The organism is Cryobacterium shii, from assembly GCF_004402595.1.
GTDB lineage: Bacteria > Actinomycetota > Actinomycetes > Actinomycetales > Microbacteriaceae > Cryobacterium > Cryobacterium shii.
Genome location: NZ_SOFY01000049.1, coordinates 23,183 through 38,750, shown reverse-complemented (window position 1 = coordinate 38,750; position 15,568 = coordinate 23,183). Strand labels below are relative to the sequence as shown.

14 protein-coding genes are annotated in these 15,568 nt (G+C 70.5%); 5 read left to right on the top strand and 9 right to left on the bottom strand.

Going from position 1 to position 15,568, the window contains the following annotated elements:
* Positions 1–5: 5 nt before the first annotated feature.
* The 3 genes from purM to E3O49_RS16765 all read right to left on the bottom strand — a co-directional run bounded on the left by purM (position 6) and on the right by E3O49_RS16765 (position 3,259).
* Positions 6–1,109 (bottom strand): phosphoribosylformylglycinamidine cyclo-ligase, encoded by a 1,104-nt coding sequence (gene purM / locus E3O49_RS09225; RefSeq protein ID WP_134451411.1) that lies wholly within the window; start codon positions 1,107–1,109, stop codon positions 6–8.
* Positions 1,106–2,716 (bottom strand): amidophosphoribosyltransferase, encoded by a 1,611-nt coding sequence (purF, locus tag E3O49_RS09220; protein ID WP_134365007.1) that lies wholly within the window; start codon positions 2,714–2,716, stop codon positions 1,106–1,108. Before purF ends, purM begins: the two co-directional genes overlap by 4 nt.
* Before the next feature lie 93 nt (positions 2,717–2,809).
* On the bottom strand, positions 2,810–3,259 hold the full coding sequence (locus tag E3O49_RS16765) for a hypothetical protein (protein ID WP_179954740.1): 450 nt from the start codon (positions 3,257–3,259) through the stop codon (positions 2,810–2,812).
* Between the two features lie 184 nt (positions 3,260–3,443).
* Between E3O49_RS16765 and E3O49_RS09205 the strand changes: the two genes are divergently transcribed.
* Positions 3,444–4,439, top strand: coding sequence for a ribokinase (locus E3O49_RS09205; RefSeq protein WP_134365004.1), 996 nt, complete (start codon positions 3,444–3,446; stop codon positions 4,437–4,439).
* A gap of 130 nt (positions 4,440–4,569) precedes the next feature.
* Here the strand turns inward: E3O49_RS09205 and E3O49_RS09200 are convergent, their stop codons facing one another.
* A complete protein-coding gene (locus E3O49_RS09200; RefSeq protein WP_134365003.1) occupies positions 4,570–4,929 on the bottom strand; it encodes a sterol carrier family protein in 360 nt (119 codons plus the stop codon).
* Positions 4,930–5,353: 424 nt separating this feature from the next.
* Between E3O49_RS09200 and purD the strand changes: the two genes are divergently transcribed.
* The 4 genes from purD to E3O49_RS09180 all read left to right on the top strand — a co-directional run bounded on the left by purD (position 5,354) and on the right by E3O49_RS09180 (position 9,358).
* Positions 5,354–6,622, top strand: coding sequence for a phosphoribosylamine--glycine ligase (purD, locus tag E3O49_RS09195; RefSeq protein WP_134366759.1), 1,269 nt, complete (start codon positions 5,354–5,356; stop codon positions 6,620–6,622).
* Between the two features lie 358 nt (positions 6,623–6,980).
* A complete protein-coding gene (locus E3O49_RS09190) occupies positions 6,981–7,958 on the top strand; it encodes a phosphoribosylaminoimidazolesuccinocarboxamide synthase (protein WP_134366760.1) in 978 nt (325 codons plus the stop codon).
* A 93-nt stretch (positions 7,959–8,051) separates the two neighbouring features.
* Positions 8,052–8,429 (top strand): VOC family protein, encoded by a 378-nt coding sequence (locus E3O49_RS09185; RefSeq protein ID WP_134366761.1) that lies wholly within the window; start codon positions 8,052–8,054, stop codon positions 8,427–8,429.
* Between the two features lie 101 nt (positions 8,430–8,530).
* Entirely contained in the window at positions 8,531–9,358 is an 828-nt protein-coding gene (locus tag E3O49_RS09180; RefSeq protein ID WP_134366779.1) for a VOC family protein, read from the top strand.
* Positions 9,359–9,692: 334 nt separating this feature from the next.
* Here E3O49_RS09180 and E3O49_RS09175 read toward each other — a convergent pair whose 3' ends face one another.
* From E3O49_RS09175 to E3O49_RS09155, 5 genes are all read right to left on the bottom strand, one after another.
* A complete protein-coding gene (locus E3O49_RS09175) occupies positions 9,693–10,868 on the bottom strand; it encodes a glycoside hydrolase family 1 protein (protein ID WP_134366762.1) in 1,176 nt (391 codons plus the stop codon).
* Between the two features lie 70 nt (positions 10,869–10,938).
* Positions 10,939–11,877: an alpha/beta fold hydrolase gene (locus E3O49_RS09170; RefSeq protein WP_134451409.1), complete on the bottom strand. Its 939-nt coding sequence runs from the start codon at positions 11,875–11,877 to the stop codon at positions 10,939–10,941.
* Positions 11,874–13,640 carry an ABC transporter ATP-binding protein gene (locus E3O49_RS09165; protein WP_134366764.1) on the bottom strand — a complete coding sequence of 589 codons (1,767 nt, stop codon included), beginning with the start codon at positions 13,638–13,640 and terminating at the stop codon, positions 11,874–11,876. Before E3O49_RS09165 ends, E3O49_RS09170 begins: the two co-directional genes overlap by 4 nt.
* A complete protein-coding gene (locus E3O49_RS09160; RefSeq protein WP_241976215.1) occupies positions 13,637–14,578 on the bottom strand; it encodes an ABC transporter permease in 942 nt (313 codons plus the stop codon). The genes E3O49_RS09165 and E3O49_RS09160 overlap by 4 nt, the downstream gene beginning before the upstream one ends.
* Positions 14,575–15,555 carry an ABC transporter permease gene (locus E3O49_RS09155; protein WP_134366765.1) on the bottom strand — a complete coding sequence of 327 codons (981 nt, stop codon included), beginning with the start codon at positions 15,553–15,555 and terminating at the stop codon, positions 14,575–14,577. Before E3O49_RS09155 ends, E3O49_RS09160 begins: the two co-directional genes overlap by 4 nt.
* Positions 15,556–15,568: the final 13 nt, after the last annotated feature.

Here is a 15,568-nt window from a genome sequence, read left to right as displayed (position 1 = left end):
ACCGACTAGTTCGCGTAACCGCCGACTAGGCGCACGGCCCCGCCGTTGACGCCCTTGACGCCCTGCTCGAAGCCCGCGAGGTCGTGCGGCGCGGTCGACACGCGGCCGGCGACCCAGGCCGGGATCCCGTCGGCGGCGAGACGTGCGATCACGGATGACGCGGCATCCGCCGAGACGACGGCGAACATGCCCACACCCAGGTTCCAGGTTCCCTCCGAGCTCTCCAGCGAGGCGCCCGCCATGTCGCTGAGCACCCGGAAGACGGGGGACGGGGACCAGGTGGACCGGTCGACCTCGACCCAGGCCCCGAGCGGGAGCACGCGGGCGAGGTTCGCCGCGATGCCGCCGCCGGTGACGTGGCTGAGCGAGTGCACGACGCCGGCCAGTTCGGGGTCGGCCAGCACGCTGAGCAGCGGTCCGGTGTAGAGGCGGGTCGGCTCCAGCAGCACCTCGCCGACCACGCCGCCGAGCTCGGCGGAGGTGTCGGTGTAGCCGATGCCGCGCTGTGCGAGGATGTGCCGCACGAGCGAGTAGCCGTTGGAGTGCAGCCCGGAGGAGGCCATCGCCACGACGACGTCGCCGTGGCGCACGTTCTCGGCGCCGAGCACCTGGTCGGCCTCCACCACGCCGGTGGCGGCGCCGGCGACGTCGTAGTCGTCCACGCCGAGCAGGCCGGGGTGCTCGGCGGTCTCGCCCCCGACGAGGGCGGTTCCGGTGTCGGCGCAGGCGCGGGCGATGCCGGCGACGATGTCCGCGATGCGTTCGGGGACGACCTTGCCGCAGGCGATGTAGTCGGTCATGAAGAGCGGGCGGGCCCCGACCACGACAATGTCGTCGACGACCATCCCGACCAGGTCCTGGCCGATGGTGTCGTGCTTGTCGATGGCCTGGGCGATCGCGACCTTGGTGCCGACGCCATCCGTGGACGTGGCCAGCAGCGGGCGGCGGTAGGAGGTGAGGAACGATACGTCGTAGAGGCCGGCGAAACCGCCGAAACCGCCGAGCACCTCGGGGCCGTGCGTCTTGGAGACGGCGGCCTTCATCAGGGAGACGGCCAGGTCGCCGGCCGCGGTGTCTACTCCGGCTGCCGCATATGAAGCGTTGCTCATTCTTGTCTTCCTGGATCGCCGATCGGGGACTTGCCCTGTTTGACCAGGGTTTCTTCGTGAAGAGGGTCGAGGTCGAGGCGCTCAGCGGGGTCGAGCAGAGGCTCGAATTCCGAGTCGGGGCCCGGGTCGCATCCATTCGAGGCTGCGGCGGGTCGTTCGAGCAGGTTCTTGCCCAGGTGCGCCGAGTCGGGCAGCGGGATCGGGTAGACGCCGGTGAAGCAGGCCGTGCACAGGCGTTCGGGCGGCTGCTCGGTGGCGGCGATCATGCCCTCGGGTGACAGGTAACCGAGCGAGTCGGCGCCGATGGCCTGGCGCACCTCGTCGACGCCGAGGCCGGTCGCGATGAGTTCGGCCCGGGAGGCGAAATCGATGCCGTAGAAGCATGGCCAGGTGATCGGCGGGCTCGAGATGCGCACGTGCACCTCGGCGGCGCCGGCTTCCCGCAGCATGCTGACCAGGGCGCGCTGGGTGTTGCCACGCACGATCGAGTCGTCGACGACGATCAGGCGCTTGCCCTTGATCACGGCCTTGAGCGGGTTGAGCTTGAGCTTGATGCCGCGCTGCCGGATGGTCTCGGACGGCTGGATGAAGGTGCGTCCCACGTAGGAGTTCTTCACCAGGCCCTGGCCGAACGGGATGCCGGAGGCCTGCGCATAGCCGATCGCGGCCGGCGTGCCGGATTCGGGGGTCGGGATGACCAGGTCGGCCTCGACCGGGTATTCCTGGGCCAGGCGGCGACCCATCTCGACCCGCGCCTCGTGCACCCCACGGCCGGCGATGGTCGTATCGGGGCGGGCCAGGTAGACGTATTCGAACACGCAGCCGGCGGGCTTCGCCTCGGCGAAACGCTGCGTGCGCAGGCCGTCCTCGTCGATGGTGATCAGCTCGCCCGGCTCGACCTCGCGCACGAAGCTGGCGCCGACGATGTCGAGGGCGGCGGTTTCGGAGGCGACGACCCAGCCACGCTCGAGGCGGCCCAGCACCAGCGGGCGAACGCCCTGCGGGTCGCGGGCGGCGTAGAGGGTGGTCTCGTCCATGAAGACGAGGCAGAAGGCGCCGCGGAGGCGGGGCAGCACCTCGAGCGCCGTGGCTTCCAGGGTGTGGTCGAGGTCGCCGGTGAACAGCGCGGTGATCACGGCGGTGTCGGTGGTGTTGCCGCGGGCGAGCTCGCCCTCCACCTTCGGGTAGCGCTCGTGCACGAGCTGCAGGAGTTCGGCCGTGTTGGTGAGGTTGCCGTTGTGGCCGAGGGCGACCGTGCCGCCCGAGGTGCGACCGAGGGTCGGCTGCGCGTTCTGCCAGCTCGACGAGCCGGTGGTCGAGTAGCGGGTGTGCCCGACGGCGATATGGCCGATCAGGGTGCTCAACGCGGCCTCGTTGAAGACCTGGGAGACCAGGCCCATGTCCTTGTAGATCAGGATCTTGGAGCCGTCACTGGTGGCGATGCCGGCCGATTCCTGGCCGCGGTGCTGCAGGGCGTACAGGCCGAAGTAGCTGAGCTTGGCCACCTCTTCGCCGGGCGCCCAGACACCGAAGACGCCACAGGCATCCTGCGGCCCCTTCTCACCGGGAAGAAGATCGTGACTTAATAGTCCGTCGCCACCAGCCAAAATGGATGCCTCTTTTACTGTCAGTGCTCTGAGTTCTTAGGCTCCGAGAATCGCGTGCTCTGAGTTGTGCGGGGCTCTGAGATTCGTGCGTTCTCAGTTCTGGTCGGAAAGACGGGAGCCGGATGCGGAATCCGGTGCCCCGGCGTCGCGCAAACCTTGGGCGTTCAGTCTATCGACGACGACCGTGCGGGCACGGCGGCCGATCACACGGTCGATCACGATCGCGGCGACGGCGCCGACGGTGACGCCAAGGGCGATGCCGGCGAGCAGCAGGAATCCGAAGACCTGGGCCGCGCCGAATTCGGCGTTCGCCGGGAAGGCGAGGGTGAGGATGAAGGCGGTGATCGCACCGATCACGGCCCCGAGGATCATGAAGTTGAAGTAGCGCGGCGAACGGCGCACGGTGACGCTGGCCTTGTCGACCACGGTCTCGCCGGCTCCGGACTCGCCGGCTCCGGACTCGACGGCTTCGGACTCGCCGGCTCCGGACTCGCCGGCTCCGGACTCCGCGGACAGGTGCTCGGGTTGCTGGGCTGAAGTCACCTCCCTATTCTCGCACGGGCGCGCGGGACCGAGGCTGGGCGTTCCCCGGGCGGCTGCGGCCGCCGCGTGATCCCGCGATCTATCGCGCGTGCGCCCAAGTTGTCGCCTTGCCGAGGCGGATAGCGGCAGGTGGGGCGCACGCGTGGGCACCTGCGCTCAGCCGGGCGGATGCGAGACTGGTGCGGTGAACAGGATCGCGGTACTCGGTAGCGCCAACGTGAACCTCGTCGTGCGGCAGCCGCGGTTGCCGCGGCCGGGTGAGACGCTTTTCGGAACCGGTTTCAGTTCTGAGCCCGGCGGCGCGGGACTGAACCAGGCGGTCGCCGCAGCCCGGCTCGACGCGGGGGTGGACTTCCTGGGGATGGTCGGCGAGGACGCACACGGAGAGCAGATCCGCCGGCTGCTGGCGCGCGAGGGGATCCCGGACGACGGGCTGGAATCAGCCGTCGAGCCGACCGGCACGGCGCATACTGCCGTCGTCGACTCGGGCGAGAACTCGATCGTCGTCGTTCCCGGCGCCAACGCCGCACTGACCGCGCTGAGCCGCACCCAACGCGAGGCGATCGAGCGCGCGGCGTTCCTGATGATGCAGTGCGAACTGCCCGTCTCGGCGCTGGTGGAGGGACTCGCGGCGGCGCGGGCAGCCGGAGTCTTCACGGTGCTCACCCCGGCGCCGGTGGTGACACTGCCGGACGGGTTCCTCGACCTGGTCGACCTGATCGTGCCGGGCCGGCTCGAGGCCGCCGCCCTCACCGGCCAGAGCGACCCGGTGCGGGCGGCCGAGCTGCTCAGCGCCGGCGGCACCTGGGCGATCGTCACCCTGGGCGCGGAGGGCTCCGTGGTCGCGTTCGACGGCTCCGTGCTGGGCCTGGCCCCGGCCCGTCCGGTGCGCGCCGTCGATACGACCGCGGCCGGCGACACGTTCGTGGGTGTGCTCGTCGCCCAGCTGGCCGCGGGCGCGGACCGCGGCGCGGGAGCCGGTGGCGGCGATGCGGGTCGAGGTGCTGGCGTTGGTGCGGGTGGTGCCGGTGGTGCGGCCATCGGCGGGCGGTCCATCAGCGCGACGGCCATGATCGATGCGGTGCGCTGGGCGACGGTCGCATCGTCCGTGGCGGTCACACGGCCGGGCGCGACGAGTTCGATGCCCACCCTCGCTGAGGTCACCGCGATCCTCGCCTGACAGCCTCCCGCGCACCCCGCGCTCCCCGACCCCGTCACAGTCATGGTCACGAGAGCGGGCGGGAGAGCGGGCGGGAGAGCGGCTCGAGCGGAACTCGAGCGGGTCTGCCGGCGGGACGGGGCAGCGCGGACTAGAGCAGCGGGAGGTGCGCGGCGAGGTCGGCCCGGCTCCCGGACGCGTGGATGCGCCCGGTCGCGAGCCCGTCGGGCCAGGCCAGGGTGCCGGTGACGAGGGCGAGCCAGGTGGCGGCATCCGTCTCGACGACGTTCGGCGGTGTGCCGCGGGTGTGACGCGGCCCGGCGATGCACTGCACGGCGCCGAAGGGCGGCACCCGCACCTCGAGGGTGTTGCCGGCGGCCTGCTCGGCCAGCAGCTGCAGCGTGTAGCGCACTGCGAGCGCACGGATGTCCCGGCTCGCCGCCGCCTGCTCCGCCGCGAACGCGCGCACCGCCGCGCGTCCCGCCCCGTCGTCGATCCTCGCTCGTGCCATGCCTCCAGTCTGCCGCGTGCACGAGCCGCTCAGTGCCCCCGCGCGCTGCTCGGTGCCCCCGCGTGCACGAGCCGCTCAGTGCCCCCCGCCCCCCGCGCTGCGCCGCTGCGCCGGTGGCGCGCCACGCGCGCAGCGGCGCAGCTTCCGCGCAACAGCCGCGCGCCATCCCGGGCCATCGCGCATCCCGCGCAACTCCCCCGAGACCGCACGACACTCCACGACACTCCCCCGCGACAGCACGACACTCCCCCGCGATCCCAGCTGCCCACGCCATCCGCGAGCTCGAGTGTGCCCGTTCCGGTCGAGCGCGCCCGTTCCGCCGGCCACTCTCGACCGGAACGGGCACTCTCGGGGCCACGAGTCCCGCGCCGCGGAGGCGCGCCGTGGACGTAGCGGGAGCGACGGCATCCGCTAACCTGACGGGGTGAAGATTCTGGTCCTCGGTTCCGGTGCCCGCGAGCACGCCATCATCACCGCGCTGCTCCGCGAGGAGCCCCGCCATGACATCGTGGCCGCGCCCGGCAACGCCGGGATCGCCCGGGATGTGCCGGTGGTGCCGCTCGACCCGGCCGACCCCGAGCAGGTCACCAACTACGCGAACCTGAACGGCATCGAGCTGGTCGTGGTCGGGCCGGAGGCCCCCCTGGTCGCCGGTGTCGCCGATGCGCTGCGCACCCGCGGAATCCCCGTCTTCGGGCCCGGCCAGGCCGCGGCCGCCCTCGAAGGCAGCAAGACCTTCGCCAAGCGCATCATGGACACCGCCGGCGTACCCACCGGACGCGCCGAGCGTGCCGGCTCGCTCGCCGAGGCCACCTCCGCACTGGACGAATTCGGCGCCCCCTACGTAGTCAAGGCCGACGGACTCGCCGCCGGCAAAGGCGTGCTCGTCACCTCAGACCGCGACGCCGCGCTCGCCCACGCCACCTTCTGGCTGCAGCACGGCAGCGTGCTGATCGAGGAATTCCTCGACGGGCAGGAGGTCTCCCTTTTCCTGCTCAGCGACGGCCACACTGTGCTGCCGCTATCCCCCGCCCAGGACTACAAGCGCCTCGGCGACGGCGACCTCGGCCCCAACACCGGCGGCATGGGCGCCTACTCGCCGCTGCCCTGGCTCGACGCCGAATTCGGCAGCGAACAGGCCTTCATCGACGAGGTCATCGAGACGATCGCTCTCCCCACCGTGCGCCAGCTGGCCGCCGAAGCCACCCCCTTCATCGGGCTGCTCTACTGCGGGCTCATTCTGACCGTCGACGGCATCCGGGTGATCGAATTCAACGCCCGGTTCGGCGACCCGGAAACCCAGGTCGTGCTGCCCCGCCTGGTCACGCCGCTGTCCGGCCTGCTGCTCGCTGCATCCACCGGGGGGCTCGGCGGCCTGGCCCGCCCGGTCTTCTCGGCCAACGCCTGCGTCACGGTCGTGCTCGCCAGCGAGAACTACCCGGATGCGCCCGTCACCGGGCGTCCGCTGGGCGGGCTCGGCGCGGTATCCGGCGTGTCCGGCGTCACGGTCGCGCACGCGGCGACCGCCGTGATCGACGGCGCCCTCGTCTCCACCGGCGGGCGGGTGCTCAGCGTCGTCGCGGTCGGCGACGGCTTCACGGATGCCCGCGCCCGCGCCTACGAGGCTCTCGCCCTGATCACCCTCGAGGGAGCCCAGTACCGCACCGACATCGCCGCGCGCGTCGCCGACTGAGCACTGGACCGCGCACTCGGCAGAGTCGCCCGCCTTCCCTGTCCGCGATGTGCATAACTCCGGCAATTTCGCGCTCCGTCTCGACGGATTCCCGGAATCGCGCGGCGGACCAAGCGCCGGGCAGCGAATTGCAGTAGTTATGCAGCCCCCGGCGGAGAGGCTCGCCACCCCGGGCGCCGACTCGGTTGTGGCCAACTCAGGACGCTCGGCGAGAACCGGCCCGAACCGCCCGGAAACACGCGGGCGAATGACGCCGGCAGCGCGATTCTCCTGAGTAAGCCCCCCGGGCGAGCGGCACCAGCCCGTCCGACGAGCCGATCGTTCGCGCCAACGAGCGCTGGTGCGCGAGAATGTAGCCGTGACCGCACACGACCAGCCCACCGCATCCGTCCCGCTCGACCTTCCGGGCTGGCGCCACGCCTACTCGGGCAAGGTGCGCGACCTCTACGTTCCCCAGGACCAGGACCAGGACCAGGACCAAAACACGGATGCCGCCGCCGACCTCGCCACCGCCGCGCGCGTGCTCGTGGTCGCCAGCGACCGCGTCAGCGCTTTCGACCACGTGCTGGAACCCGGCATCCCCGGCAAGGGCGAACTGCTCACCACCCTCAGCCTGTGGTGGTTCGACCAGCTCGCGGGCATCCCCAACCACCTCCTGCCGGACCACACCGTCAACGGCGCGGTCACCAGCCTGATCCCGGCGGCCGTCGCCGGGCGCGCCATGCTCTGCAAGACGCTGGACATGTTCCCGATCGAATGCGTCGTGCGCGGGTACCTGACCGGATCGGGCTGGAAGGAATACCAGACCGCCCGGACGGTGTGCGGCATCCCGCTGCCCGCCGGCCTGCAGAACGGCGACCGCCTGCCGGAGCCCATCTACACTCCCGCCTGGAAGGCCCCGATGGGCGAGCACGACGAGAACATCTCGTTCGAACGCACGGTGGAGCTGGTCGGGGCATCCGTCGCCGCCGAGCTGCGTCGCCTGTCGCTGGAGATCTTCGGCCGCGCCTCCGGCATCGCCGAGAAGGCCGGCGTGATTCTCGCCGACACCAAGTTCGAGTTCGGCGCCGACCGCGTCACCGGCGTCATCACGCTTGCCGACGAGGTGCTCACCAGCGACTCGAGCCGCTACTGGGACGCCTCCCTCTGGCAGTCGGGCACGACGCCCGAGCAACGGATGGCCAGCTTCGACAAGCAGATCGTTCGCGACTGGCTCGCCGCCCACTGGGACCAGACGGGCACTCCGCCGGAGCTCCCGGCCGAGATCATCGAGCAGACCGCGGCCCGCTACCTCGAGCTGCTCGAACGCCTGACGCACGCCGCCTCCGCGGCGTAATCCCGCGCCGGACGCAGCCCGGCGGAGGCCTCCTCGACGACGCGGCGCGTCACAGTTTCGCGGCTCCGGGCCGCAAAATGATACGCTCCGCGCATGCGTATCAAGATGTGCAGTGTCCACGTGAACGACCCCGCCGCTGCGTTCGACTTCTACACGTCCGTGCTCGGATTCCAGGAATTGCTGACGATGCCGGAGCACCAGCTCTATGTCGTGAAGTCCCCGGAAGATCCCGACGGCGTCGGCCTCCTCCTCGAGCCCAGCGACAACAGGGTGTCCCAGAAGTACGCGCAGGGCATCCGCAGCCTCGGCCTGCCGGCCATCGTGTTCGGCTCCCCCGATGTGCGCGCCGAGTACGAGCGACTCCGCGCCCTCGGCGTGCATTTCATCGGCGAACCGAGCACGGATGCCTCCGGCACCTCCGTTCTCTTCGACGACACCTGCGGCAACCTGATCCAGCTGCACGAGGACTGAGCGGGCCGCCCGTCGCCCGCCGGCGGAATACGGGGCGCGCGGCATCCGTTAACGCAGGTGTGACGAGATCTGCGAACGACCTCCTGCCCGCGTCGACCGGGATGGGCGCGGTGACCCTGCGCGTCGGAAACCTCGACGCCATGATCGCGTACTACCGGGATGCGGCGACCCTCACGCTGCTGAGCCACGACGGCCCGATCGCCGTGCTCGGCCGCGGGAGCACGCCGATCGTGATCCTGCAGCACGCCCCGGAGTTGGCCGCCGCCGAGCCGCGGTCGAGCGGACTCTTCCACACCGCGATCCTGTTCGAGACGCAGGCGCAGCTCGCCGCGGCCGTCTACTCGGTGGGCACGACGCATCCGGGATCGTTCACCGGCAGCGCCGATCACTTGGTCAGCCAGGCCTTCTACTTCAACGACCCCGAGGGCAACGGGATCGAGCTCTACTGGGACCGCGACCGCACCGAGTGGAGCTGGACCCACGGCCAGGTCGAGATGGCCACCCTCTACCTCGACCCCAACGCCTTCATCGGCGAGCACCTCACCCGGGACGGGCAGGCGCATCCGTCGACCGGCACCGCGATCGTCGGCCACGTGCACCTCTCCGTCGGCGATGTCGCCACGGCCCGCGAGTTCTACGTGGACCGGCTCGGCTTCGAGGCCACGGCCAGCCTCGGCGGCTCGGCCCTGTTCGTCTCCGCCGGCGGCTACCACCACCACATGGCCATGAACACCTGGAACAGCACGGGCTCCGGCCGGCGCCGCCTGGCCCTCGGGCTCGGCGAGGTCGACATCATCCTTCCCGGCACCGACGACATCGGCGCCCTGAACGAACGGATGTCCCACTTCGGAGTGCAGACCCGTCACGACGGGCAGACCCTCGGCTTCGACGACCCGTGGGGCAACCAGATCGTGGTGCGCACGAAGTAGCCCGCGGCGCCGCGCCCCACAGTGCCGCGCCCGCGCCGCGCCCGCGCCGCGCCCGCCGAGGTCGCCACGTCCGGTCGAGATCGACCGGCGCACCAGGCGAACTCGACCGGAACGGACGAACTCGGCGCAGAAATGCCGCCGAGACTCGCCGTTTGTGCCGACGTGACCCGCTGGGGCGGCGACATTCGGCCGAAATGACGACTCTCGGCATCCTGAGGCGGCCCGCTCGGCGGCAGCCGCTCCCGCGCCCGGGCCAGCAGCAGCGCCACCAGCAGCGCCACCAGCAGCGCCAGCAGCGCCAGCAGCGCCAGCAGCAGCGCCGGCGCCCGGGCGGCTAGACGAGCCCGTTGCGCCTGGCGACCTCGCCGAGCCAGGCCAGGCTCGGCTTGGGCGTGCGCACGAAGGTCTCGCGGTCCACCGCGATCAGCCCGAACGTGGGCCGGAACCCGCTCGCCCACTCGTAGTTGTCCAGGGCGCTCCAGTGCAGGTAGCCCAGCACCTCGATGCCGTCCTCGATCGCGGCGTGCAGGCCGCGGAGGGCGCCATCCGTGTAGTCGATCCGGCGGGTGTCGTCCGCGGTGGCGATACCGTTCTCGGTGACCATGACCGGCACGTGCCCGCTGAGCTCCCAGGCGGCGCGCACGCCGAGTTCGAGCGCCGGCGGGAAGAACTCCCAGCCGGTGAGCGTGGTCTCCACGTCGTCCCGAACCGGGAGGGGGCCGTCCGGGCCCACGAACGTGCGGGTGTACGCCTGCACGCCGATGAAGTCGTCGCCGCGCGCGTTCTCCAGGTACCAGTCGTCGCTCGGGTAGGCGTATTCGCGCAGCTTCTCGTCCGCTCCGGGCTCGCCGGTGGAGTGGAACGCCTGGGTCGCGACGGTCCAACCGGACTTCAGGCCGGGCACCGAGGCGAGCACCTCACGGGAGGCCTTGTGCGACGCGAGCAGCGCGTCGGCCACCTGCAGGTCGGGCCGCGGCAGGCCGAAGGCCACCAGGTTGGCGGCGCTCTCCCCGCCGGCGAGCATGGCCGCGATGTTGGGCTCGTTGATCGTGCAGACGTAGTCGACGCCGTCGGCCACGATCGGCAGGGTCAGTTCGGTGAACCGGGCGAACAGCTCTGGCGCGTCGGGGTTGCGCCAGAAGCCCTTCTCGAACATCCACTGCGGCACGGTGAAGTGCATCAGGGTGACGACCGGGTTGAGCCCGCACTCGAGGGCCGTGTCGACCATCCGTCGGTAGTGGTCGATCTCGGCGCGGGAGACGAAACCGGGCTCCGGCTCGATCCGGCTCCATTCGATGCTGAACCGGTAGGAGTTCAGGCCGGCGTCGGCGAGTAGCTTCATATCTTCGCCGAACCGGTGGTAGCTGTCCATGGCGTCGCCGCTGGGCTCGACGATCTGCGTGCCGACGGCGTGCTCCTTCACCCACCAGTCGTTGTTGACGTTGTTGCCCTCGATCTGGTGGGCGGCCGTGGCGGCACCCCAGAGGAAGCCGTTGGGAAAGTTCAGCACGATAACTCCTTGTTGCACTTGCGGTGAAAAACGATGAACGGATGAGCCACGCGGCCCGACGAGGATGGCCCTAGCCGACGCGGCGGGACCAGAAACGGTCGAGCACGGCCGCGGTCGCGACCGGGTTCTCCCGTTGCGGCGAGTGTGCCGCGTCCGGAATGATCTCGTAGGTGCCATCGAGCCGGGAAGCCATGGTGCGCTGCCACTCCTGCGGCCAGGCGGGGTCGTCGGCGCCGTGCGCGACCAGCACGTCGAGCCCGGTCCCGAGCAGCTCGGCCGTGGTGTCGGTCGGGTCGGAGAGGATCTCCGCCGCGCCGAGCAGGCTGTCGTCGCTGGTGCGCCCCATCCGCAACCGGCGGAAGGCCTCGTCGGCGGTGAGCTCCGCGTCGGCCCGGCCGACCGTGTGCGGATTGTCCTCGTCCCACAAGGCCGCAGAACCGCGGGAACGGATGATCGTCTCCTCCCGGTCCAGCCGGCCGGCCCAGCCGTGCGGGCCCGAGCAGAGCAGCGTGAGGTCGGAGAAGCTCCGGGGCGACCGGATGGCCGCGGCCCGGGCCACGACACCGCCGAAGCTGTGCCCGAGCAGGTGTACCGGACCGTCGCGGCCGATCAGGGCGGCCACGGCGACCGCGTCCCGGGCGAAGAGTTCGAGGGTGTAGTTCTCTTCGCCGACCGGCGCCGCGGAGTCCGCCTGGCCGCGCTGGCTGTAGCTCCAGGCGTCCCAGCCGTGGGCGGCGAGCAGGGGCAGGAAACCGCCGAAGTCCTCCTTCGAACCGGTGAAACCCGGCACGAGCAGCACCGTTCCGCGGCTGGGCCCCACCGGCCGGGAGCGCAACCCGGTCAGGCGTCCGACCGGGAGGTCCAGGCCCAGGTGCGCGACGGCATCCGTCAGCGGCACCGGGAGCGCGCCGAACGGGCCGACCCCGTCCCAGCCCACCCCGGCGAGGCCGTACTCGCCGAAGGCGTCCGAGGCGGCGGAGAAATCCGACGATTCGAGGAAGACGCTCACGACTGCACCAGCCCGCCCACGGTCGGGTGCGGGATGGCCTCGAGCAGCCGGATGGTGTACTCGTCCTGCGGGTTCTGCAGCACGTCGGCCGTGCGGCCCTCCTCGACCACCGCCCCGCTGTTGAGCACCATGATCTGGTCGGTGACCAGGCGGGCGCTGAGCAGGTCGTGAGTGATGTAGAGCATACTCACGCCCCAGGTCTCGCGCAGGCTGTCGAGCAGCGCGAGCACCCCGGCCCGCAGCGACACGTCGAGCATCGAGACCGGCTCGTCGGCGATGATCACCTGCGGGTCGCTGGCCAGCGCCCGGGCGATCACCACGCGCTGGCGCTGCCCGCCGGAGAGCTGGTGCGGCAGCCGGGCGGCGAACTGCTCGACCGGGGTCAGCCCCACGGTCTCGAGCAGTTCGAGCACGCGGGCCCGGGCGTCGCGACCGCGCAGCCTGGAGAAGTTCAGGATCGGCCGGGTCAGGATGTACTCCACCGTGTGCAGCGGGTTGAGCGCCGCGTACGGGTCCTGGAACACCATCTGCACCTCGGTGTGCAGCCGCTTGAGCTGCCGCCGCTTGATCGTGTCGATCTGCAGGTCGCCGAAGGTGATGCTGCCGCTGGTCGGACGCTCCACCCCGGTGATCAGCTTGGCGATGGTGCTCTTGCCGCTGCCGCTCGCCCCCACCAGCGCCATCGACGCCCCGGGTTCGAGGGTGAACGACACGTTGTTGACCGCGCAGACGGGCTCTTCGCCGCGGCTGGGCCGCTGGTAGATCTTCGACACATTGGTCACCACGATGGCTTCGCGGGCGGCGCGGCCTTCCCGGCGGCGCACGGTCGAAGCCGGCGGCGCAGCGGGCGCGGCGACCGGCTCGAGCGTGTCGAGCGTGTCGCCGGTCACGGTGACCGGGGCGTTCCCGGCCGCGGCGACCGCGACATCCGTTGCCCGGTCCCCGCCGCGGGCCGCCAGCCCGGGCACCTCCACGACGGCCGCACGCGGATCGCCGTAGTGGCTGAGCAGCATCCGGGTGTACGGATGCTGCGGCGCGGCCAGGATCTCGGCGGCGAGCGCGTCCTCCACGACGAGCCCGTCGTGCATGACCATCACCCGTTCGGTCACCTCGAGCACCATGCCCAGGTCGTGGCTGATCAGCACGGCCGTGAACTTCTCGGACTTCTGCAGCTCCCGGATGGTGTCCATCACGGCGTGCTGCACGAGCACGTCGAGGGCCGTCGTCGGCTCGTCGAAGACCATCAGGCGCGGTTCCAGGGAGAGGGCCAGCGCGATCGAGACGCGCTGGCGCATCCCGCCGCTCAGCTCGCCGGAGAACCGGTCGAGCACGCTCGCGGGCAGTTCGACCTTGCCGACCAGCTCGATCGCCCGAGCCTCGCGGTCACGTTTGGACACGTGGCCGTGGGCGGTGAAGATGTCGAAGAAATGGTCACGGATGCTGCGCACCGGGTTCAGCGCGTTCATCCCCGACTGCAGCACCATGGCGAAGCCGCCGTGCCGCTGCACGCGCAGCTGGGCCGGTGTCATGCCGGCGATGTCGACACCGTCGAAGAGGATGCTGCCGGCGCTGACCCGCGCCGGCGGCTTGGACAGGCCGGTCAGGGCGAAGCCCAGGGTCGATTTTCCCGACCCGGACTCGCCCACCAGGCCGACGAAGTCGCCCTGCTCGAGGTCGAAGGAGACGTTCCGCACCGCGGGAACCGGAAGGGCACCCTGCGGTTCGTAGACCACGAACAGGCCCTGCACGCTGACGAGACTCATCGTTTTGCTCCTTCTCGGAGGCGCGGATTGCTCAGCCCGTCGACGCCGAAGTTGATCAGGCTCATGGAGGTGGCCAGCAGTGAGATGCAGAGGCCGGGGGCGAAGAGCAGCACCCACTGGCCGGTCAGGAGGGCGTTGCTGTTCTGCGCCCAGAAGAGCATGGTGCCCCAGCTGACCGTGGTCGAGTCGCCCAGGCCCAGGAACTCCAGGCCCGCTTCGGCGAGGATCGCCGCGGTCGAGGCCCCGAAGAAGCTGCCGACGATGAGCGAGGTCATGTTGGGCAGGATCTCCCGGAACACGATCCGGGACGGGCTCTCGCCGCTGAAGATGGCGGCCGTGACGAAGTCGCGGGAGCGCAGGGACTGGGTCTGCGAGCGCAGCACCCGGGCGCCCCAGGCCCAGCCGGTGATCACGACGACCAGCACGATCATGCCGATGCCGCCGTTTTGCAGGTAGGCGGCGATGACGATCATCAGCGGGAGGGCCGGGATGACGAGGAAGAGGTTGACGATGAAGTTGATCACTTCACCGGCGAAGCCCCTCAGGTAGCCCCAGCTCAATCCGATCAACACCGCGATGATCGTGGACAGCAGGCCGGCGACGAAGCCGACGAACACGGAGACGCGGGCACCGTAGATGAGCTGGGACAGCACATCCTGGCCGGCTGCGGTGGTGCCGAGCCAGTGCGCGGCGCTCATGTCCTCGCTGCGGCCGAAGGAGTTGTCGGTCGCGGCGTAGGGCGCCAGCAGCGGGGCGAAGATCGCGACCAGCACGAAGACTCCGAGCATGGCCACGCCGATCCGGGCCTTGGGCACGCTCCAGATGGTGGCGAAGGCCCGCCAGAGAACGCGCAGCGGGTTGGCCGTGCCGGCGTGGTCGCCCGGCGACATCGTCTTCACGATCGACGTGGGCGGGATGATCGTTCTGGTGGGGGTCATCGTCTCGTCCTCGGGTCGAGAATGCCGTACAGGATGTCGACTATGAAGTTGGCCAGCAGCACACTGATCGTGATGATCAGGAACAGGGCCTGCATGAGGGGGAAGTCCTGGTTGACCACTGCCGTGTAGAGCAGGTAGCCGACCCCCGGATAGTTGAAGACGCGCTCCACGAGCAGGGATCCGCCGACGACGCCGCCGAGCGCGAGCCCGAACGAGGTGAGGTTGGGCAGGATGGCGTTGCGGGCGGCATAACGGATGGCGACGGTGCGCGGGTGCAGTCCGTTCGCCTCCGCGAAGGTGACGTAGTCGTCGCCGAGCGTGTTGATCATGGTGCTGCGCATGCCCAGGATCCAGCCGCCGAGAGAGGTGATCAGGATCGTGGTGGCCGGCAGGATCGAGTGGTAGAGCGCATCCAGCAGGAACGCGACCGAGAAGTCGGGCGTCGCCGAGCTGCTGTAGGCCCCGGAGGTCGGGAACCAGCCCGCCACATAGCCGAGGAAGAAGAGCAGCAGCAGGGCCGTCCAGAAGTACGGGAACGCGCTGGCGAAGGTGCCGCCGACGGTGGGCAGGGTGTCGAGCCAGCTGCCACGCTTCCAGGCGGCGAGGACGCCGAGCAGGGTGCCGAAGATGAAGGCGACGATGGTAACGAACCCGACGAGCACCAGCGTCCACGGCAAGGCGGTTGCCACGAGGCTCGCGACGCTCTGCGGGAAGAAGGTGTACGAGACGCCGAAGTCGAAGTGCACCACATTGTTCAGGTATTGCAGGTACTGGTCCCAGGCGCTGCCCGTTGGCACGCCCAGCTGGGCCTCGATGGCGGCGCGGGTCGAGGGACTGACCGGGCCGTTCTGGGCGAGTTTGGCGATGGCGGCGTCCGCCGGGGAGCCGGGCATGAGCCGCGGGAGGAGGAAGTTCAGCGTGACGGCCGCCCACAGGGTGAGCAGCAGCAGGCCGACCTTGCTCAGCGTGTAGCGCACGGGTCGTTCCTTT